Raw genomic sequence first — 23,756 nt, 5'->3', positions numbered from 1 at the left:
TTGTTACTTATTTGATTTTCAGTGAATTGTTGTAAAAGTTACTTCTGTAATGATTAGGCTATCTGAAAAGTCTTAATTATTGTCATTTCGAGCGCAGTCGAGAAATAATAAGTGCTAATTATCAAAGCATTTCGACTGCGCTCAATGTGACAACTTCAAATATTTTAACTTTTTAGACAGTTTCTTTAATCTTTATGTTTAATTAATTGTTCAAGTTTTCTGGCAATTGTTCTATGATTTGATAGGTACTAAAGTTTAGGAAGTTTCCAGGATGTGCCAATACATTTTGAAGAATGAAAGGCGTATCAGGGTTTGTTCCTGAGTATTGCGTATCTCCATCCATATTGACATCATTTGCGTTATATCCACCAACGATATAGGTTGGAAAGTTTAAAAAGTTTCCAGCATCGTTTAACACAGAAGATAGAATCGTTGGTGTATCAGGATTTGTTCCTGAGTATTGAACAATTGTATCTTCATTTGCATTTCCTGTCCACATCGCTATCATATCGGTTTGCATACCAAAGGTTGTTTGTGCATTGCTTCCATAGGTAATTTGGTCGTTTGCGTCTGTAAAATCTACTGTAGTTTCCGTTTGTGCCAATGCAATCGTAGTTGACGTCATGATTCCTAAGTGATTTCTATGTTTTAGTGTCACATAGTAATTTCCCGCGGAAGCGTCATTAAAGTCTACCGCAGAAACACCATCTACACTTACCACATCTCCATCGCGTTGTAATAAAGCTGATTTTGCTTCTAGTACAAGCATGTTGTTCGTTGCATCGCGCAATTCTATCCAAACCCAATCAACAATGGCATCAGTTCCGGTCACATCAAAAACAGTACTATTACAGGTTCTGTTATCTCCGTAAGGACTTGTAGTTGGTAGGAGTGAAGCTGTTCGTAAATCGTCTCGCATTAGCGTTTCTTCTCCTGTCATTGGATTTAAAGCAGCGCCTTGCAATAGCACTTTTGGCGACACTTGAATTCCGCAGGTTACTTCATTATACATCGTTTGGAAGTCTTTAATTTGAAAAGGAAACGAATAAGAAGCATCATCTACAAGTACACAGGTTAAATTTGGATTGTTATTGATTAAAACCAAATCAATGTTTCCATTATTTCCATTTTTAAGATTCAAACTGGTAAGCGCGTTGCTACGACAGATGACTTCTTCTAAGTTGACATTTAAAGATAAATCCAAGCTTGTTATTTGATTATCTTCTACAGAGAACGCCTGCAAATTCGTGTTTTGGGATACATCTATGCTCGTTAGTAGATTGTTTTCCACTGAGAAATAATCCAAGTTTGTATTTTGAGAAATATCTAAACTTGTCAAATCATTATTATTTGCTTCAAAATATACCAATCCTGTATTCGTTGTTAAATCTATTGTTTGCAGATTGTTATCATTACAGATCAAGTCTCTTAAAACAGTACATTGATTTATATTTAGGCTCGTTAATAGGTTTTCTGTACACTCTAATTCTTCCATCAATGGATTGTTGGAAAGATCTAAACTCGTTAGTTGATTCTCTGATGCAGATACAAAGTCTAGTAGTGTATTTTGAGATAAATCTATGCTTGTAATTTGATTGTCTGCAATAAATAGGTCTGTTAGTAATATGTTTTGAGAAACATCTAAGCTTGTTAACTGGTTTCTGCTACAAATTAGATCCGTTAGTAATACGTTTTGACTTACATCTATGCTTGTTAATAGGTTTCTGCTACAGTTTAAATCTACTAATGCTGTGAAATCTTCAATTCCTGTTAAGTCTACTATATCGAGATTGGAAACTCTTAAATTCATCACCGATTGAATGCTTGCTGTACGTACATATCCATCATTTGCAATTCCATTCCCCATACTTGTTGGATCGCCAATAGTCACCGTATCTCCATCTGCATCGTGTGTTTCCAGATAGTTTTCAAAAATAGCATCTGGCACTTGCGTTTCGTTACAATGTTCGCCAAAAGATGTGGAACCATCTACGTTTATCAACCAATCATTTAAAGCTGGATCTGTCACATCATCTACGCTGATACAGATTAAATTTGGATTTAGTGTCGTATCAAAACCTGTGATTGCTCCGTTATTACCATTTACAACTCTTAATTCGGTTAAGTCATTATCTTTTAAATTGAGATATTCTAATACTACACAGGCATCTACATTTAGTGATATTAAGTCATTACTGTAGAGCGCAATTTGTTTTATAACTGTATTGGAGCTTACATCTACGGTCGTTAGTTGGTTATTTCCAGCTTCAATAATTTCTAAGTTTACATTGGTGCTTACATCAAGAGTTGTTAGTTCATTAAAGTAACAGACTAATGTAATTAATGCGGTGTTTCCACTTACATCTAAGGTCGTTATATTATTTCTAAAACATATTAATGTTTCCAAAGCAGTGTTTGCACTTACATCTAGTGTTATGATATTATTATTGTAACACATAAAGGATTCCAGTTGTGTAAAACGTTCGATTCCTGTAACATCTGCAATATTTTGTTGACTTATATTCAATGTGTTCACTTCCGAAATCCTGCTAGTCAATACATATTGATCATTTGCAATTCCGTTCCCCATACTCATCGGATCACCTAGAGAAACTATATTACCATTGGCATCATGCGTTTCCAGATAGTTTTCAAAATTAGCATCAGGAATGTAGGTTTCTCCACAATTTTCGCTAAAAACTACAGCAGCATCTTTTCTCCAAGGAAGTAAACTTAAGTAGCTAGCCGTTTCATCATCTACACTAATACAACTCAATGGAGGATTTGCATTTGCATTGAAATCTGTAATGTTTCCATTGTTTCCATTTTGTATGCTCAACTCCGTTAAGCTGTTAAAGGTTACATCTACAATTTCCAATGCCACACACGGATCAAGATTTAGTGTTGTTAAACTAGCTCCTTGTAGATAGATTTCTTTGAGTGCTGTATTATTTTGTAAATCTATGGTTCCAATACTGTTTTGAGAAGCTTGTAATACTTCTAAATTTACATTTGCGCTAATATCTAATGCTGTTAATTGATTGTGGCTACAGTTTAGATTTGTCAATGCAGTATTTGCACTCAAGTTTACTGTAGTGATAGAATTATCATAGCAGTTAAATGATTGTAAAGCTGTAAAGGCTTCAATACCAGTGACATCCACAATATTGAAAAAGCTTATATCTAAACTTGTCACATTTTCAATACGAGAGGTTTTTACATAGTTATCATTTTGGACTCCATTCCCCATACTTGTAGGATCGTTTACTGGTACTATATTTCCGTCAGCATCATGTGTTTCTAAGTAAATTTCAAAATTAATATCTGGCACGTACGTTTCATTACAATGTTCGGCAAACGAGGCAATACCTGTATCTATAGTCCAGTCATTTAATCTTGGTTCAGAAATGTCATCTACATTGATACAAGTTAGGTTTGGATTGTTTTGCGCTGTGAATGCGGTAATTTGGCCATTTACGCCATTTCTTACATCTAATTCCGTTAATGCATTACTTTCTACCGAAACAGTTAATAGATTTGGATTACTGATTAGGTTGATGCTTGTGATGCTATTATTTGCCAAAAATAAACTTTCTAATCCTGTAAGTTGAGATACGTCTATTGTTGTTAAACTGTTATCGTTCAGACTTAACGTTTCTAAAACAGTATTTGCACCAAAAGTTACGGTTGAAATCGTGTTGTTAGCTGCAAAAATACTTGTTAGTAGTGGGTTGTTACTAAGATCTAAACTCGTTAGTTGATTGTTTTGACATGTTAAAAATGTAAGCGCTACATTCGTACTAAGATTTAACGCTGAAATTGGATTATTGTCAGTGTTTACGTGTTCTAAATTCGTATTTGTACTAAGATCTAATGCAGATAAAATATTGATATTACATTCTAATCTTCTTAATGCTGTATTTATACTTAGATCTAACGAATTTATATTGTTACTACTACAGTATAATTCCTCTAAAGCTGTAAACTCTGCTATTCCTGTTAGGTTTGATATACTTTTACCAGCCACATTTAAAGAAGTTACCGTGTTGATTTTTGCCGTAGTTACATGATCATCAAACGCAATACCATTCCCCATACTTGACGGATCTCCAAGTGTTACTGTGTTTCCATCTGCATCATGCGTTTCTAAGTAGTTTTCAAAATTATTATCAGGTATATAGGTATCATAACAATGCTCTCCAAAAGACGTGGAACCATCTAGGTTTATCCCCCAAGAACTTAAATACGATGCTGCTGAATTGTCTACATTGATACAGGTTAAATTTGGATTGTTTCTAGCATTAAAACTAGCTATAATACCATTGTTTCCATTTTTAATGTCCAATGTGGTTAATTGACTTGAGTTGTTGACCCATACTTGAGTCAATAGTGGATTATTAGATAAGTCTAATTCAGTAATTGGATTGGCATACGTACGTATACGTGCCAATTCTATATTATTAGTCACATCAATTGATGCTAAACTATTACCATTAATTTGTAAAATTCTAAGAGCCGTGTTGTTCGTCAAGTCAATTTCCGTCAGTTGATTGTTTTCTACTCTTAAATCTTCAAGTAATAGATTAGCAGTCACATCCAAAGCTGTTAAACTTCCGTTATGGAGAAACATTGTAGTTAACTGAGAAAGACTTGACACATCAATAGTCGTAAATAAATTACCGTTTGCTTTTAATTCTATTAATTCCACAAAGCCTTCAATCCCTGTAAGGTCAGCTATATTTAGATTAAGAATATCTAAATTGCTTACTGTATTAATATTAACAGTAGTTACATACTGATCATTTGCAATACCATTTCCCATACTTGTTGCATCTCCTATCGAAACTGTATTTCCATTAGCATCATGCGTTTCCAGGTAGTTTTCAAAATTTGCATCAGGAATGTAGGTTTCGTAGCAATGCGCGCTAAAGGAAGCTGTCGTATCTTTCAACCAATACATTAAGTAATCAGCAGCATCATTATCTACATTTATACAGCTAAGATTTGGATTTCCTGTAGCATTAAAAGCCATATGATCATTGTTTCCATTAGCTACATTAAGTGTATCTAAGTTGTTATTGGATACAATACATTCTTCTAATGTAACGCAAGTCTCTGCATCTATGGAAGTAATCAAATTGTCATTAGCAGTTAATACGATTAGATTTACATTGGTCGTTAGGTCTAATGCGGTTAAGTTATTTGTATGACACACAAGAGCTTCTAATGCTGTATTTGCACTCACATCTAAAGCTGTTAAGTTATTAGTTTGACATATTAGATTTTTTAGTGCTGTGTTAGCGCTCACATCTAATGTGCTTAAGTTGTTTGAATAGCAGACAAACGTTTCTAAAGCAGTAAAATTTTCAATTCCTGTTGCATCTGAAATGTTTTGACTATTTATATCTAAAGACGTTACCGTATTTATATTTGCTGTCGTTACATAGTTATCGTTGGCAATTCCGTTCCCCATGCTTGTTGGATCGTTTAGCGGAACTATATTTCCATTGGCATCATGCGTTTCCAGATAGTTTTCAAAATTTGCATCAGGAATGTAGGTTTCGTCACAACGGATGCTATACGACGCGATATCATCTTTGTTCCAAATGCTCGTGTTTAATAAATAGGAAGCCGTTTCATCATCGACTTGGATACAGGTTAAGTTTGGATTGTTAGTAGCAACAAATTGGGTAATCGCTGGGTTATTTCCGTTTGCGATATTCAATTCTTCTAAGTTGTTATTGTTAGCGCTTAGTTTTTCCAATACAACACAGGTAGTAAGATTTAACGATGTTAAATCATTGCCATCTAAGTTTATTTCTTTTAAAGCAATGTTTGCTTCAAGACTTAAACTTGAAATAGTATTTGTATTTGCATCTAAGAGTTCTAAAGCTGTATTATTACTCAAATCTAACGTAGTTAGTTGATTGTTGTAGCATAGTAAGTTTATCAATGCGGTATTTGCACTAAGGTCTAATGTAGTTAAGTCATTTCGGTAACAGGATAAGCTTTGTAAAGCTACAAATGCTTCAATCCCTGTAAGATCAGCAATGTTTAAGTTGCCTATATTTAAAGTTTGCATTCCCGAAATGTTACTAGTGAATACGTAGTTATCATTTGCGACACCATTTCCTAGATTATTTGTTTCCAAATAGTTTTCAAAATTAGCATCAGGAATATAAGTTTCATCACAATGAATACCATAAGTTGCTGTACTATCTTTATTCCAATGAAAATCAGTTAAATAAAATGCGTTTTCATCATCTACATTGATACAGGTTAAATCTGGATTTTGAGTTGCAATAAAATTAGTAACGTTTCCATTGTTTCCATTTTGAATATTCAAGAACGTAAGCTGATTATTTGATACAGCTATATATGTAAGTCCAGTATTACTAGATAAATCTAAGGATTGAATACTATTAGAACTTACAGTTAGATTTGTAAGATTGGTATTATTAGATACATCTACAATTTGAATATTATTAGTCACTGCATTTACTGAAGTTAATGCTAGATTGCTTGAAAGATCAAGCGTCACGATGTTATTAAATGGACAGTTTAAAGTTTGTAGCGCTGTAAAATCTTCAATTCCCGTAAGGTCAATGATTCCTTTAAAAACCATAGATAAACTAGTTACATTCTCGATTCTTGTGGTATGCACAATTCCATCATTAGCAATGCCATTTCCCATACTTGTTGCATCTCCTACAGCAACTGTATTTCCAGCAGCATCATGTGTTTCTAAGTAGTTTTCAAAGTTTGCATCAGGAACGTAGGTTTTATTACAGTCTTCTTCATAATTCGTTGTCGCATCTTTACTCCAACCAGGATACGTATTTGCTACAGCAGCATTGTCTACATTAATACATGATAAATTGGGATTCCCTGTAGCAAGCAATGAAGTAATGGCACCATTATTACCGTTATTCATGTCTAATAGTATCAAGTCATTACTAGAAACAGTTACAGATATTAATGCTGTATTGTTTGACAGATCTAATTCGTCAATCGTATTGTTATCAATATTTATAGTTTGTAAAGCTGTATTATTACTGAGATTTAATTGTGCCAACGAATTATTACTTGCTTGCAACTCTAGTAAATTCACATTACTAGCAAGATTTAATGTTGTTAATTGATTTAAGTAACAACTTAAGGTTTGTAATGCCGCAAAATCTTCAATTCCTGTAAGATCATTGATATTGAGTGAATTAACATCCAATGTCGTAACGCCTTCAATTCTTGGTGTTTTTACATAATCGTCATTTGCAATACCATTTCCCATACTCGTTGCATCTCCTACAGAAACTATATTTCCATCCGCGTCATGCGTTTCTAAATAGTCTTCAAAAATATCATTATGTACGTAAGTTGTTGCGTTACAGTCAGTACTAAAAGAAGTTGTTGTGTCAATATTCATCCAAATTGATGCTGAAAACACAGGATCATCTACCGTAATACATTCTAAATTAGGGTTCCCTGTTGCACTTATAGCTGAAGAATAGTTTAGACTGCTATTATTTGTACCATTTTTAATATTCAGTGTTGTTAACTGATTATTGGTAACGTTTATAGCGTTAAGGTTTGGAAATAGTGAAAGATCTAAGTCTGTTAATAGATTGTCTTCTAAATACAATTCAGCAAGTCCAACACAACCTGTAATATTTATCGTGGTAAGTCCATTATTCCAAGCGGTCAGCGAACCTAAATTAGGATTGTTAGAAATATCTAAGCTTGCTAATTGATTGTCGTGTAACGTAACAAAATTTAAGTTTGTTAAGTTACTTAAATCTAGACTTTGCAGCGCATTTCCAGACGCTAATAGTTCGGATAAACTTGTAAAATCTTCAATTCCTGTAAGATCACTAATATTTAAGTCTTCAACGTTTAAGTTGGTTCTGTTTACAATATTAGCAGTCGTCACTAATTGATCATTTGCAATACCATTTCCCATGCCATTACTTTCCAAAAAGTTTTCAAAAATAGGATCGGGAATCGAAGTTGTTTGTGCAAAAGCAGTTTGACAAATACAAGCGAATAAGAGAATAATAAGGGATTTCTGTTTCATTGTAGGTTCGTTTAAAAACAGGACAAACCTACGTGTATTACAATAAATAATGCCAAAATTGCACTGGACAAAAACTGGACAATTTTTGGTATGTATTTAGTTTTCAGCCGATTGTTCTAAAAAGAGAATGATGTCAATAGTTTTAGCAATGTCAAGTTTTTTTCGAAGTCTGTATTGCGTTTTTAGTACACTATCATTAGAAACTCCTGTCATATTCGCGATTTCTTTTGTTTCTAAATCTAATTTTTTCAGAATAAGGAGTCGTGTTTCAGATTTTGTAAATTGAAAGTTACTGTCTTTTAAAAGATCTAAAAAACTAGGGTAGAGCAATTCAAATTTATCTCTAAAATGTAACCAATCATCATCCGTCAAAATTTTTAGTTTTAAGATGCCTTGCTTTGCTTTGATACATTCTTCAGCATTGGTACTATTTTTAAGTTTAGTAAAAGCATTCGTAATTTGTTCTTTTTCTTGTATTAAGTTTTTATTCTCTAATTCCAATACACGTTTTTTGTGTTTGAAATCTCTCTTTACTAAAAATGCAATGATAGTACTAAGAATTAATGTAGTGATTAAAAGAATAAGATAGATCTTCTTTTTAGAAGCTTCATTGTCTGCCACTAGTTCAATTTTTCTTTTTTCTTGCGCAAACACGATACTATCTGCTAATTTTTCTTTTTCAAATACATACTTTAATTCCTGCGCTTGAATCTTTTTTATCGTTTCTGCATTTATCAGCGAGTCTGAATACTTTTTATATAACTTATAATCGTCAAGTGCAGCATCAAAATTCCCCATTCGTTGGTATAATCTGCTTCGTCTTCTTAAAGATGAAGCAATGCGATATTTTAAACCTTCTGACTTACTTATAGAAAGGGCTTCGTTTACATACCGAATTGCTTCTTTATAGTTGCCTTTATGGTAATAAGCTTCTGAAATGCTACCATTTACTATTATTAATCGACTCTTATCGTGATTCGGTTTCGAAAAATGTATTCTTGCTTCTTTGAATTTAGAAAGCGCGCTGTCGTATTTTTTTTTATGCAATAGTACCAATCCAAGACTCTTCTGGATTCCATAATATCTATTTATATATTTTAGAGTATCGTCTTTATATCCTATTGCAAACATTTTTAAAGCTTTTTCATAATAAAATTTAGCAGAATCCAGTTGCTTTGTAGAACGATATACGCCGCCTATTTCTTGATAACTTCCAGCTGCATCAGCATAATTGTTTAAATCTTCCCAAATAGAGATTGCTTTGCGAAACTCAGCTATAGCTTCTGGAAACTCATATTGAAAAAGTTTTGCTGTACCCAAATTATGATGTACAGTTGCCACATGCTGAGGTTCTGACGATAATCGTAATGCTTTATAGTAATTGGCAAATGTGTTTTTATAGTTTCCTTTTCTTCGTTCTACAGCACCCAAAACTCTGTAGGCAATCGCCAACTGATGATCAGAGGAATACGCATCATTTTCTATGAAATCGATTGCTTTTAGCAGGTAATCTTCAGCACTGTAATTATCGCGTCCAAATTGATATTTTCCTAAGTTTAGTAATGTTTCTACTTTTATAGAATCTGATGGAGCGTTATGCAGTTTTTCTTGTAATCGTACAAGTGTAGTATCTATTTCTTGAGAGCTAGTTGTAAAACACACACACAGCATAAGAACATATAAGACCTTTTTCATAGTTTAAAATTACCTATTCTTATTGATTAAAGAACATTATTTTTAGTGTTTATGAATAAAAAACATTTACTCTAAAAAGTTAATAATATCAATAGTTTTATCAATAGCCATTTTTTTTCGAAGTCTATATTGCGTTTTTAAGACACTATCATATGAAACGCCCACCATATTTGCAATTTCTTTGGTTTCAAGGTTTAGTTTTTTTAGCATTAAGAATCGTTTTTCAGATTTTGTGAAATGAAACTTAGAAGTAGTTAATGTATTTAAAAAGTTAGGATAGAGCAGTTCAAATTTATCTCTAAATCGAATCCAATCTTCATCTATTAAAATTTTGAGTTTTAGGATTTCTTGCTTTGCTTTGATGCGTTCTTCATCACTAGGATTATTTTTGAGTTTATAGAGTTCATCTTTTATTTGTTCTTTTTCCTGCAATAAGATTTTGTTTTCTAACTCAAGTAAACGTTTTTTATACTTTAAAAAGAGCGCAATCATAGCACCTAAGACCAATGTAATTATAAAAAGAATACAGTATATTTTTTTCATGTTTACAACACTACAAAAAATAATACTCAGTCTTAATAATGGCAACTAGACAAAAACTGGACAGTTTTTAGTAAACCTTTAGTTTTGAGTAGAATGCTCTAAAAAGTTAATGATGTCAATTGTTTTAGCAATGTCAAGTTTTTTTCGAAGTCTGTATTGCGTTTTTAGTACACTATCATTTGAAACTCCTGTCATGTTTGCAATCTCTTTGGTTTCTAAATCTAGTTTTTTTAGAATTAAGAATCGGGTTTCAGATTTTGTAAACTGAAAATTGCTGTCTTTTAAAAGATTTAGAAAACTAGGGTAGAGTAGTTCAAATTTATCTCTGAAATGAAGCCAATCGTCATCCGTAAGAATTTTAAGTTTTAGGATTTCTTGTTTTGCTTTGATACGTTCTTCAGCGTTTGTACTATTCTTTAATTGATTGAATGCATTTGTGATTTGTTCTTTTTCTCGCAATAATGCTTTATTTTCTAATTGTAGCAAGCGTTTTTTGTATTTAAAATCTCTTTTGACTAAAAATGCAATAATAGCACTCAATAGTAGTGTGATGATAAAGAGAATAAGATATATTTTTTTCTTAGCAGATTCGTTATCAGCCAATAATTGAACTTCTCTTTTTTCTTGTTGGAATTTAAATTTTAATTCTAATTCCTGAATCTTCTTCGTATTATCTATATTATATAATGAATCCGAATAGCTTTTGTATTTTCTGTGTGAAAAGTAAGCGGATTTATAGTTTTTTAATTTATACCACAACCTACTTTTTTTGCCATACGCAAATGCAATTCTGTCCTTAAATCCTTCTTTTTTAGCAAGTTTTAGAGCTGAATCTATATATTTTCCTGCAATTCGATATTCTTTCTCTTTATAGTAAATATCTGATGCCTTTATATAATTCGTTACCAAATTTAACTTTTCATTGTTCTTTTTGGCAATCGCAATGTTATTTTGGTTCAACTGTAGCGCTTCTTCCACCTTGTTCATTCTTAAATAAAGCCGTACCAAGAAATTATTTACTTGTTGTAAACCTTTACTATCATTAAGGTTTACAAATATGTCTTTGCATTTTTTATAATAGATTTCGGCAGAATCCAACTTTTTCAACGCTCTATAATTACTCCCTTTCATGAGTAATACTAATGCAATTCCTTCTTTATTATTGATTGCTGTATTGAGTTGTAAAGATTTGTCATAATTAGAAAACGACGCCGTAAAATCTTTTTGAAACTTATGAACCGTTCCTATATTATGATATACATCTGCCATGTTTGCTGTATCTTTTTCTCCTTCAAAAAAGCTCAATGCATTTAAGTAATGTTTGATGGCTGCTGCATGTTCACTTTTTCTTCGTTTTAAGACGCCTAATTGAATTTGAATTAAAGCTTTGTCATGAGCAGTTGTCGTTTCTTTATTTTTTTGCGATAGTTCAAACGCTTCTGTAATAATATATTCAGCTTTACTAAAGTTATGATCCAATTCATATTCGCCTAGCGCAAGCATCGCTTTTATTTTTTCAGTGTCGGAAGTTGTATTTGCTAGTTTTTCTTCAAGTTGTACCAAGGTGGTATCTATTTCTTGAGCAAAAGAAAAAGAGCTAAACAGTAATACTAAGAGAATACGGTAGAATTTCATAGGTTACAAACATACAAATAAAGAAACTATTGTTTTTGTATTACAAGACACTAGAGGCTATCTGAAAAGTTTAATTTTCGTCAAATCGAACTCGATTCGGTTTCTCATCATCATTGAAAATCAGTGTAATGAGATTCTGAATCAAGTTCAGAATGACGCCTTTTAAAAACTTGTTAGATAGCCTCTTTATTATGACTGTTAATTCTCTGGTAATTGCTCTATAATTTGATAGGTACTAAAGTTTAAAAAGTTTCCAGGATGCGCTAATACATTTTGTAAGATGAGTGGCGTATCCGGATTTATCCCAGAATACTGAGTACTTCCATTCATATCAACATCATTAGTATTGTACCCATTCACAGCAAATGTTGGGAAGTTTAAAAAGTTTCCAGCATCATTTAATACTTCAGATAGAATGTTTGGTGTATCCGGACTTGTTCCTGAATATTGTACAATCGTATCTTCATTTGCGTTTCCTGTCCACATAGCAACTATTCCATTTGGCATTCCAAAAGTAGTTTGTGCATTACTTCCAAACGTAATTTGGTTGTTTCCGTTTGTAAAATCTACGGAAGTAGTAACATCTGATAAAGCGATTGTATTTGCAGACATGATTCCCAAGTGATTTCTATGCTTAATTGCGATATAATAATTGTCATGACTTATAGAAATTGTAACGGGAGAAACTCCATCTAAGCCAACTACATCACCATCTCGTTGTAGTAATGCGCTAGTTTCAGCAGTGACTATATTGTTATTAGTTGCATCTCTCAACTCTAGTTGTACCCAATCTACAATTGCATCTTGACCTGATAGCATGAATAATACTCCATTTACTTCCGATATATCATACGGAGAAATTGTAGGTATGAGTCCTGCGTTACGAAGATCGTCACGCATCCAGTTTTCTTCTCCCGTATTTGGATTGAGTAATGCACCTTGTAAAAATATTTTAGGACTCAAAGTAACTTCATTACAACTTCCGTCTGAGTCTTCTACAGTAATGGTTTGCATGCATTGACTTGTTTGATTTTGCGCATCTGTAAAAGTCCAAGTTACATTCGTTGTGCCAACAGGAAACGTTTCGTTTAGGATACTTGCATTGTTGTAATTATTTACGAGTAGATACTCCTGAATTGTACCTAGTGTAAAGTTTGAACTACAATCTATGGTTAAGCCAGAAAGGTCAAAATTATTGAGTGAAGCATTGTAATTACCAGTTAGATCGTTGGCTGTTGTAATACTTGAATTATCAGCGCATGCTTGCCCTTCGTTAAAGTTGTAATACGCAATTAAACCAGCTTCATTTCCAGAAAGCGGAATGTCTAAGGTTTCTTGTATTTCTTGTTCTGTTCGTATTGTATTCCAAATGCGGAAATCATCAATATTACCATCTAAAAATCGGTTAGAATTCCATGCGCCAATAATAAATTGTCTGTTAGCAACTAATGGAAGTGCAGTTGTATAAGTACGCTCAGCTTGCAATATACCATTTAAGTAAAAACGAACTACTTTATCAGTAGCAGAATAGGAAACCGCTAAATTATACCATGTATGCGTCTGTAATCCTAAATCTACATAATGATCTGTTGGCGAATTTCCATTTACAGACCAGCCTAAATTTCCTCCAGTATTTAATTGGAAATGTAAATATCCAGATGCCCAATTTGTATAGTTTAATAAGGCATCCCAATTATCTATGTTATCAAAATATACTTTAGTTTCTATAGTAACTTCACTCAAATCACTTGTAAAACCACTAGAAACAGTCAATCGGTCATCAACGCCATCAAAATTCAAAGCGTTACCAGCAGTAAGTCCATCTCCATATACCTTTGGAGTAGGAGCATTGATGACACCTTCACAGGATCCATTTTCTTCTACAGTTACATCAGCAGGACATTCCAAGGTTTGCCCACAAGAATCTTCATTGTAAATCGTTTGTCCATCTTTGTTGGTAAAATAAGTATTTGCATAGGTATCATTATCTACCAATACACAAGTTAGGTTTGGATTTCCAGTAATGTTTATGCTAGTAATACTCATATTAGCACCATTTTTAAGATTTAGATAGGTCAAGCTATTATTTTGAATAAAAACATTCGTCAGTGCTGTATTTTGAGAAAAATCAAGAATGCTGATAGCATTGTCACTTATTCCTAAAAACTCTAATAGTGTGTTGTTTGATACATTTAATGCTGTCAAACTAGCATTTGAAGCGTATAATTCTTTTAAAGCAGTATTGTTTGAAAGATCAATTGTATCAATATTCACATTTTGAATGCGTAATTCTTCCAAGGCTGTATTAGTAGTTACTTCTAAGTTTGTTATTCCAGAATTGTCTAGTCGGAGTTCTGTTAAATCTATAAGTCCAGAAATATCAATACTCATTAAATTAGAAGTTTCATCTGCAAATATTTGTTTTAGTTTTGTATTAGCAGTTATATCTAAATTTGAAATAGGAGTAAGAGAGCATGATAGTACTTCCAAATTCGGGCATTGATTGATATCTAAATTCGCTAAAGCAGTATTGAATACACTTAAATTCGTCAAATTTGTATTGTTACCTATGATAAGTGAATTAATAGGTGTTAATGAACAATTTAAAGATTCTAAATTTGTATTTGCACTTACATCTAGCGTTGTAAAATCGTTTTCATACGAAACAAAACTTGTCAAGGCTGTAAAATCTTGAATTCCTGTTATATCAGCTACATTTTCACTGAACAAACTCAAACTCGTTACGGTTTCTATGGCGGCTGTACTTACATAATCATCATTCGCTATACCATTACCCATACTCGTAGCATCACCAACAGCCACAGTATTTCCAGAAGCATCATGCGTTTCTAAATAGTTTTCAAAATTATCACCAGGAACGAAGGTTTGTCGACAATCTGAACTGAAAAAGGTACTAGCATCTTTCTGCCAAGTACTCAAATAAGCAGCAGTTGGATCATCAACCTGAATACAGTTAAATACATTAATACGCGCATCAAAATACGTGACATTAGCATTATTTCCATTTTTCATATTTAGACTGGACAGATCACTATTGTTTGCTGAAAAAGATGTTAGTGCAATATTGTTTGATAAATCTAGAGCAAAACCAGAAGCACTATCAACTTGTAAAGATTCAAGTAAGAGATTATTAGACACATTTAAATTGACCAAACTGCTATTATCAGAAATATTCAATGTTTTCAGATTCGTATTTACACTAAAATCTATTGAAGTAAGACCAATGTTGCTAGCATTTAGTATTTCTAAATTAGGTAATCCACTTACATCAAAGCGAGATGCTATGAAAGGATTATCACTGATATCTAGATTAACCAAATTCGTATTGGAACCCAAATCTAAAGGACCTATAGTACTAGAACTACAATCTAAAGTGGTAAGTTGTGTGTTATTCGAAAAATCTGCTGCCTCCAAATCGTTTCCTGAGCAATCTAGTGTTAGTAAGTTTACGGCATTACTTAAATCTAAATTACCTCCTGAATTGCCATTACAATCCAAATGTTCTAACGCAATAAAGTCTTCAATTCCAATAAACTGCCCAATAGCTAGATTGCTAATATCTAAATTTGTGACAGAAGCAACTCTATAGGTAAACACCTTATTATCATTCGCAATTCCATTTCCTAAACTCATTGGATCGCCTACAGCAACAGAATCTCCATCAGCATCATGGGTTTCCAAATAGTTTTCAAAATTAGCGTTAGGAATATTTGTCAGACTACAATCTAAGGTAAAAATCACATTACTATCTACATCCCAAGTGTTCAAGTATGAAGCATTTGGATCATCAACCTGAATACAGTTCATAGTTGCACTATTTTGTTCTGCATCAAAATATGTAATATTAGCATTATTACCATTTTGTATGTTGATTCCTGACAATTCTGCATTACGAGCGGATATGCTTGTCAAAGCTGTATTGGAAGAAAGGTCTAAATTAAAACCTAGGGCTTCATCTAAAGCAAGAGATTCTAGTAATAAATTATTTGAAAGATTTAGGCTAAGTATACCAACTCCATTTACGTTTAGTTCTTTTAAATTGGAAAGTGTAGTGAAAGTCGATTCAAATAGTCCTATGTTACCTGATAAGTTTAAAATTTCTAGGGTTGTATATGGTGCAAAATCAAATGACCCAATGTTGTTGTTTCCTATGTTTAATTCTGTGATAATAGTATTATTTCCTAGGTTTAAGGAAGTACTATTGGCATTGTTATAGATCAATTTTTCCAGATTTAAATTACTAGACAAATTAAGTATAGGAAATGTTAAGTCACTCATTGTTAACTCACGTAAAAGTGGTAATTGTGAAAAATTGAAACTATTAAAGTTATTATCTGAACAAATTAATATTTCTAACGCTGTAAAAGCTTCCAAACCATTCAATTGATTGATACTATTTCCAGAAATATCTAAATAAGTAACATCTGTAATTCGTGAGGTTAATACCAAACCATCATCCAAAATTCCATTTCCCATACTGTTTAGACTTCCTACAGCAACGAGATTTCCATTGGCATCATGGTTTTCAAGATGATACTCAAAATCAATATCAGGAATGCTTGTCATACTACAATTAGAACCAAAAGAGACAAAATTATCTTTTAGCCATGTACTTAAATAACTTGCAGTAGGGTCATCAACTTGTATGCAACTGAATTCATTAAATCGCGCATCAAAAAAAGTCATATTGGCATTGTTTCCGTTTTGTATGTTTAAGCTCGTTATATCACTTGTCTGTGCAGATAATGAAGTCAAAGCAACGTTATTGGATAAATCTAAAGTTAAACCACCTAAAAAGTTAATAGATAAGGTTTCCAACAATGTATTACTAGAAAGGTTAATACTAGTAAGACTCGTTTGGTCCACATTCAAATTTACTAAATTAGTTAACAGGCTAAAGTCAGAAGCATTAAAATCAAAATTATTGTCGCAGTCTAAATCGGTCAAGTTTGATAAATTACTAAAATCGATTGTTGGAACATTGTTATTTGCTAAGTTCAATTTTTCTAAAGAACTGATACTTCCTAAGACTAAATTTGTGGTTCCATTGTTAGCAGCATTCAGTTCTTTTAAATTGACATTCGTACTGACATCAATTGTTGTGTTGTTATTGTCAGAACAGTCTAGTATTTCCAGATTGGTATTTGCTACTATATTAATACTACTCATTCCGTTAGAGGCGCAATACAATTCTTTTAGTGTATTATTATTTGAAAGATCAAAATTACCGACACCATTCATTGAAAAATCTAAAATTTCTAAGGAAGTAAAGTCTTCAATTCCTGTAATATCAGCAATCATACTTGAAGAAATATTCAAAGACGTAACACCACTAATTCTCGAAGTTCGGACATGATCGTCATTCGCAATCCCATTTCCCATACTTCTATTAGATCCTAAAGGAACCATATTTCCGTTATCATCATGTGTTTCTAGGTAGTTTTCAAAATTGTCATCAGGAACCGTGGTATCATAACAATGTTCGCCAAAACTAGCTGTCGTATCTATATTCCAAAAAGATAAATAACCCGCATTCGCATTGTCTACATTGATACACGTAAGACCTGCATTTCCAGCAGCATTGAAATCTTGTATATCTCCGTTAGCTCCATTAGCAACATTTAGAAACGTAAGTGCATTGTTTTGTACATATACATTGTCAAGCATTCCATTACTTATCAAATCTAGCGAAGTAATCATATTATTACTTATATCGAGTGTTTCTATATTTAATAACAGACTCGTGTCTAATTGCGTGAGTCCACTATTGCTAAGATTCAAGGTTCGTATATTGTTTCCTGCCGTAGTAACAAAAGTTGTTAAATTAGGATTGTTGTTTGCAATAATTGTATTCAGGTTTGGATTATTGCTTACATCTAACGTGGTGAATGTATTTCCATTTGCAATAATGGTAAACAGATTCGTTATGACTTCAATACCTGTTAAATCGGCAATATTTTGGTTTTGAATGTTCAAAAATGGAAGTCCTTGCATTCCAATAGTACTCGCAAGATTATCATTTGCAATACCATTTCCAGCGCCATTGGCTTCCAGAAATGCTTCAAAATTATCATCAGGAACAAAGGTGGTTTGTGCTGCTAAAAAACTACTAAAAATAAAGAAAAATAAGTGTAGGTGTTTTTTCATTGTCTTTTGTATAAATATCAGTGAGAAACAAAAGTAACAATGCCGCTAAATTAGTACTTATAATGTGCTATGATTTTTGGTAACAAAAAGTGACAGCCTAGTATTTAAAGGCTTTGAATGATATATTCTAATTCTTGTCCAGCTATTAAATTCATCTTTTTTCGGATACGATACCGTGCTGTTTTTACAGCATCGATGGATGAATTTCTAATGGTGGAAATTTCTTTTATGGATAAATTTAAACGCATCAATGCGCATATTTCCCGATCGGTTTTGGTCAACTTTGGATAGTGTTCTCGAAGCTTCTTATCAAAACCTTTATTCACTTCTTCAATTTTACCTTGAATGGAAGAGAATTTTTTTTCAGTAGTAATTTGTAATTGCAATTTTGAAATCAATGAATTCATGGTTTGCTTCATTTCTTCCAAAGATTTCACGTTGCTAGTTTCACTCTTGAGTTGGTCTAAGAGTTCTTGTTTAAACTCCAATCGCATAGAATTATCAGCAATCAAGCGTTTTGTTTCTTCTTCATTCACTTTTACTTTTTCGTTCAACGCTAGTTTTTGTGCTTGTTCAGACACTAATTTATCATTCGCGATTTTTGCACGGTTTTTAAAATTTCGCCGCACTAATATACTAGCCAGAATTGCACTTACGAGTGTCAACAAAAACAATATAAAATACAACCATTTTTGCGTTGCTTCTGCAGCCGTTTTTTGTGATATTTCTTGACGTTCTTTTTCAAACTGATACTGCAATTCCAATTCTTGAAGTTTTTTTGTATTCTCAATATTGAAAAGTGAATCCGCATATTTTTTGTACTTGCGATGCGATAAGTATGCCGATTTATAATTCTCCAATCGATACCATAATCGACTCTTTTTACTGTAAGCAGAAGCTAATTTTTGTCTAAATCCTTCTTTTTTAGAAAGCCTGATTGCAGAATCTACATACTTTCCTGCGATTCTGTATTCTTTTTGTTTGTAATAAATGTTTGAAATACTCAAATAATTGGTAACGAGTGATAGCTTCTCATTATTCTTTTTAGAACGTGCTATATTTTCATGATTCAAATGAAGTGCCAGCGAATCCTTTCCAGTTTTTATATACAAAGATGCCAAGTAATTATTTACTTTTTCAATGCTTTTATGATCATTTATGGCGAGATATAATTTTTTAGCGCTAGTATAAAACAATTTAGAAGAATCACTTTTTTTAAGTGCTTTATAATTACTTCCTATCATTAACATTGCATTGGCAACTCCTTGTGTGTTAGAAAGTTTTACGTGTATTTTTTTTGCTTTTTCTAAATATTCAAAAGATGCTTTATAATCTCTTTGAAATTTGTGTAATACGCCAATATTATGATACACATCCGCAATATTGGCAGAATCTTTTACCTGTTCAAAATAGGCGAGTGCTTGCAAATACTGTTTGATTGCTATTGCATGTTGTCCTTTTCTACGGTGTAAAACACCTAATTGCACAGCGACTAATGCGGTATATTTTGGAGCAATATTTTGATCATTTTGTGTAAGTTGAAATGCTTCTTGAAGTATAAATTCGGCTTTGCCAAAATTATGATCCAACTCGTATTCGCCTAAGTTTAGTAAGGCTTGAATTTTTTCAGTATTTGTTGCAGCATTGTTGAGATTTTCTTCCAGTTGAATGAGTTCTTTATTTGTTTCTTGTGAAAAACAAATAATTGATATTAGGAAACACAGAAAGAAGAGTTGATATTTCATTATATCAAATTTACTAATTCATCTATAATTTTTATTAAAATAGTTATATATCTTACTATTTAAAAGAAGTGTATTACTAAGAAAAGTAACAATTATATGCTTTTTAGATAAAGAATGAGGCTGTCTGAAAAGTATTAAAAAAACGTCATTCTAAACTTGATTCAGAATCTCATTGTATTGATATTCAATCATTATGAGAAACCGAATCAAGTTCGGTTTGACGAAAATCTATTTTTTTAGACAGCCTTATTTGATAAATATATTATATGAATTTTAAAAATTCAATATTTGTTAGTTCTCTGGTAATTGTTCCATAATTTGATACGTGCTAAAGTTCAGAAAGTTCCCAGGATGTGCCAATACATTTTGTAAAATGAAAGGCGTATCAGGCGTTGTTCCAGAGTATTGCGTGTTTCCATCCATGTTCATGTCATTAGTATTATATCCGCTCACGGCATAGGTTGGAAAGTTTAAGAAGTTTCCAGTATCATTGAGTACTTCTGAAAGAATATTTGGCGTATCCGGACTTGTTCCTGAGTATTGAATAACCGTATCATTATTTGCGTTTCCAGACCACATCGCTACGATTCCAGAAAACATTCCAAAGATTGTTTGTGCATTACTTCCAAACGTAATTTGGTTGCTAGCATCTGTAAAATCTATGGAAGTAGCCACAGAAGATAAAGTAATTGCATTGGATGTTATGATTCCTAAGTGATTTCGATGTTTTATAGCTATATGATAATCATTCATTGGTTGATAAAAACTTAACTCAGAAACGCCATCTATAGTTACCACATCACCATCACGTAGTAGTAATGCTGATTGTGAATCTATTATTATTGTATTGTCAGTAGCATCACGCAATTCTACACAAACCCAATCAACAATGGCGTTTGTTCCTGTACTATTTAGTACCGAACTATCTACAGTAAGCGCGTCTTCGTATGGACTTGTTGTCGGAATGTAGCTGTTACTGCGTAAATCGTCTCGCATTAAGATTTCTTCTCCCAAATTTGGATGTAAAGCGGCACCTTGTAAGTATACTTTTGGTTTTAAAACGATGGTTTCACAAGTGGTTTCATTAAAAGTTGTTTGAATGTCAATGTTTTCCCAATTGACCTCAGAATATGTAACATCATCAACTAAAACACAAGTAAGATTTACATTATTGGTTGTTTTAAAATTTGTCAATATTGTATTATTTCCATTTTTCACGTTTAAGGATTCTAACTCATTATTATTTGCTAATAAACTAACAACAGCAGGGTTTGCTGTTATATCAATAGCACTGATCATATTTTGTTGACACTCTATAGTTTCAAGATCTGGATTCGCACTAAAATCTATACTAGTAATATCATTATTTGCACAAAATACTCGGCGTAATAATGGAAATACACTTAAGTCAATAGTTGTAAAATTATTTCCAGTAATTTGATACGTCTTTAGAACCGTAGAATTTATAGTTAACGCAGAGAGTTCATTACTATCTACAATTACAAATTCTAAGTTTGGTTGATTGTTTAAATCAAGTGTTGTTATGTTATTTCTTGTAGCTCTAAAGGATATTAGGTTTACTAAGTTCGTTAGATCAATAGTTGTAATGTTATTGTCATTAACTTGTAATGATTCTAATGCTATAAAATCTTCAATTCCAGTTGGATCAACAATTCCTTTATTTCCTATATTTAAATTAGTAATTGTATTGATATTAGCTGTTGGTACAAAATTGTCTAAAGTTCCTGTGTCATAGTTTAAATCAATTAGAGCTTGTTCAAAATTATCATCAGGAATATAGGTAAGACAAGCCATAGGGTCTAAAATCATCGTAAATATCATTTCACAACTTGCTGAACCTCCAAATGCATCAGTAACGCTAAACGTTACTACAGTTGTTTCTGTGTTTATTATAGTTCCTGGCGCTGGACTTTGCATTACAGGAACAGCTCCGCTTGGCATCATAATATCTTCAATGATGACCAAATTTGTATAGTCAGGAATGCTTACTTGACAATTGGAGTCTGAAGCTAAAGAACTATCAGGCGCGCATTGAGTAACTTGTAATTGGGCGTTACTAATTGAAGCAAAAAAAAGTAAGATAATGGTCAGGTTTAGTTTCATGGAGATTGTTTTTACACAATAATATTACTACCATGAGAAACTAAATAAAATGTAAGGTGTCAAATCGTGTCATTTCAATATTTACAGTCCATTAAAGCTATTTTTAACATTTTTTAAAAAGTATTATATCAATTGTTGAATAAAATGTTCAATAGGTTTTTCTTTTGGAATTTCCATTTTTATTCGAATTCTTCTACGCATAGATTTTACAGAATCTTCTGTAACATTTCTAATCGTCATGATTTCTTTTATGGAAAGATTGAGTCGAAGTAATGCAGCAACTTCACGTTCTCCTTTTGTCAGTTCAGGAAATTTTGTTTTTAGTGTATGTTCAAACTCTTTGTTTACAGACGTTATTTTTTCCTGTAAGTTTGTGAGTTTGCCTTCAGTTTCAATTTGTAATCGCAATGCTATCATAAAATCGTGAAGTGATTTTTTTAGATCTTTTACATTAGATGTTGTTACAGATTTGACTTGTTTTAACAATTCTTTTTTATACGTTAATCGCATAGAGTTATCTGCAATTAAGGTTTTAACATCTGCTTCCTTTTGTTGTATTTGGTGTTCTAAGGATAGTTTTTCATTTTTAAAACGTTCCTGAATTAATTGCATACGGTTTTTATAGTTTTTTCGATATAAAATAACAAGTAAGATTCCTGCTATTAGCGTGACTATAAATAATGTTAAGAATAACCATTTTTTGGTAGTTTCGGCTTTTGTAAGTAACTCTTTTTTTTGCCTTTCTTTTTCAAAATTATAATTCATTTCTAAAGCTTGAATATTCTGAGAAGTTTGATTGTTGAATAACGAATCAGCATATTTTTTGTACCGCTTATAATCTCGATATGCAGCTTTGAAATTTTCTAATTTATACCATAGTTGGCTTCGTTTTTTATATCCACTGGCTATTTTATGTACAAACCCTTCTTTTTTTGCAAGTTTTAGTGAAGAATCTACATATTTCCCTGCTATTCTATATTCTTTTAATTTGTCATAAACTAATGCTGTTGCATAATAGTTAACGGTTAACGCTAATTTTTTTCCTTTTGATTTTGAATAGTTTATATTGGATAAACTCAATGCCAAAGCCTTGTTATACTTACCTTGATTTCTGTAAAAGCTAACTAAATTATCGTTTATTTCTTGTATTTGATCTTCAGTTCCGTACATTTTAAAAATCTGCTGGGCTTCCGTATAACTTTGAAGTGCAGCCGCAGTTTTTTTGACTTTATAGTATGAATTGGCAATCATGTTTTTGGCATTAGCTACACCTAATACATTGTTTAAAGAATCGTTTAGTTTGATTGCTTTTTTAAAGTAGTTGATAGATTTTGAATAGTTACGCTGATGTCGATATACCATTCCTATATTATGATATATATCCGCTATATTTTTAACATCTTTTTTTATTTCGAAAGACTGTAAAGCTGTTAAATAGTGGGCGAGTGCTTCTTCATGTTTTCCCAATCTACGTTTTAATACACCTAATTGTACTTCAACTAGTCCGATATATGTGTGTCCTAGTTTCGATTCGTTTTCTGAAACTAGTATTTTGGCATCGTAAATTAAGGTTTTTGCTTTAGAAAAATTGTGATCCAATTCATATTCAGCCAACGCCAACAGTGCATTGATTTTTTCTATATTAGAAACAGCTTTTTTTAACTGTTCCTCAAGATCAGTTTGGGTATTTGCAGATTCTTGCGAAAAAGAAACTGTAGTAATTAATAGTAATAAAAGAATAGGAAAGTATTTCATCACTAACAAAGTTAATAATT

8 protein-coding genes are annotated in these 23,756 nt (G+C 32.2%); all 8 read right to left on the bottom strand.

Annotation, left to right across the window (positions count from 1 at the left end; all coding sequences use genetic code 11):
- Positions 1–202: 202 nt before the first annotated feature.
- Positions 203–8,071, bottom strand: a complete 7,869-nt coding sequence (locus tag Q0828_RS13450; protein ID WP_298421782.1) for a hypothetical protein — start codon at positions 8,069–8,071, stop codon at positions 203–205.
- A 96-nt stretch (positions 8,072–8,167) separates the two neighbouring features.
- Entirely contained in the window at positions 8,168–9,766 is a 1,599-nt protein-coding gene (locus Q0828_RS13445; RefSeq protein WP_298421780.1) for a tetratricopeptide repeat protein, read from the bottom strand.
- A 66-nt stretch (positions 9,767–9,832) separates the two neighbouring features.
- On the bottom strand, positions 9,833–10,309 hold the full coding sequence (locus Q0828_RS13440; RefSeq protein WP_298421777.1) for a hypothetical protein: 477 nt from the start codon (positions 10,307–10,309) through the stop codon (positions 9,833–9,835).
- A gap of 78 nt (positions 10,310–10,387) precedes the next feature.
- The gene (locus Q0828_RS13435; protein ID WP_298421774.1) at positions 10,388–11,944 is read right to left on the bottom strand and encodes a tetratricopeptide repeat protein; all 1,557 of its coding nucleotides are present in this window, start codon (positions 11,942–11,944) and stop codon (positions 10,388–10,390) included.
- A gap of 198 nt (positions 11,945–12,142) precedes the next feature.
- Complete coding sequence (locus Q0828_RS13430; RefSeq protein WP_298421770.1) at positions 12,143–18,112, bottom strand: LamG-like jellyroll fold domain-containing protein; 5,970 nt, start codon at positions 18,110–18,112, stop codon at positions 12,143–12,145.
- Between the two features lie 104 nt (positions 18,113–18,216).
- A complete protein-coding gene (locus tag Q0828_RS13425) occupies positions 18,217–19,857 on the bottom strand; it encodes a tetratricopeptide repeat protein (RefSeq protein ID WP_298421767.1) in 1,641 nt (546 codons plus the stop codon).
- Positions 19,858–20,148: 291 nt separating this feature from the next.
- Complete coding sequence (locus tag Q0828_RS13420; RefSeq protein ID WP_298421765.1) at positions 20,149–21,981, bottom strand: hypothetical protein; 1,833 nt, start codon at positions 21,979–21,981, stop codon at positions 20,149–20,151.
- A 123-nt stretch (positions 21,982–22,104) separates the two neighbouring features.
- Entirely contained in the window at positions 22,105–23,736 is a 1,632-nt protein-coding gene (locus Q0828_RS13415) for a tetratricopeptide repeat protein (protein WP_298421762.1), read from the bottom strand.
- Between the last annotated feature and the right edge of the window lie 20 nt (positions 23,737–23,756).

The sequence above is a fragment of the uncultured Kordia sp. genome (genome assembly GCF_947496985.1).
Classification (GTDB): Bacteria; Bacteroidota; Bacteroidia; order Flavobacteriales; family Flavobacteriaceae; genus Kordia.
Note: the sequence above shows the minus strand (reverse complement) of the source record. Positions and strands in the feature narration are given on the sequence as shown.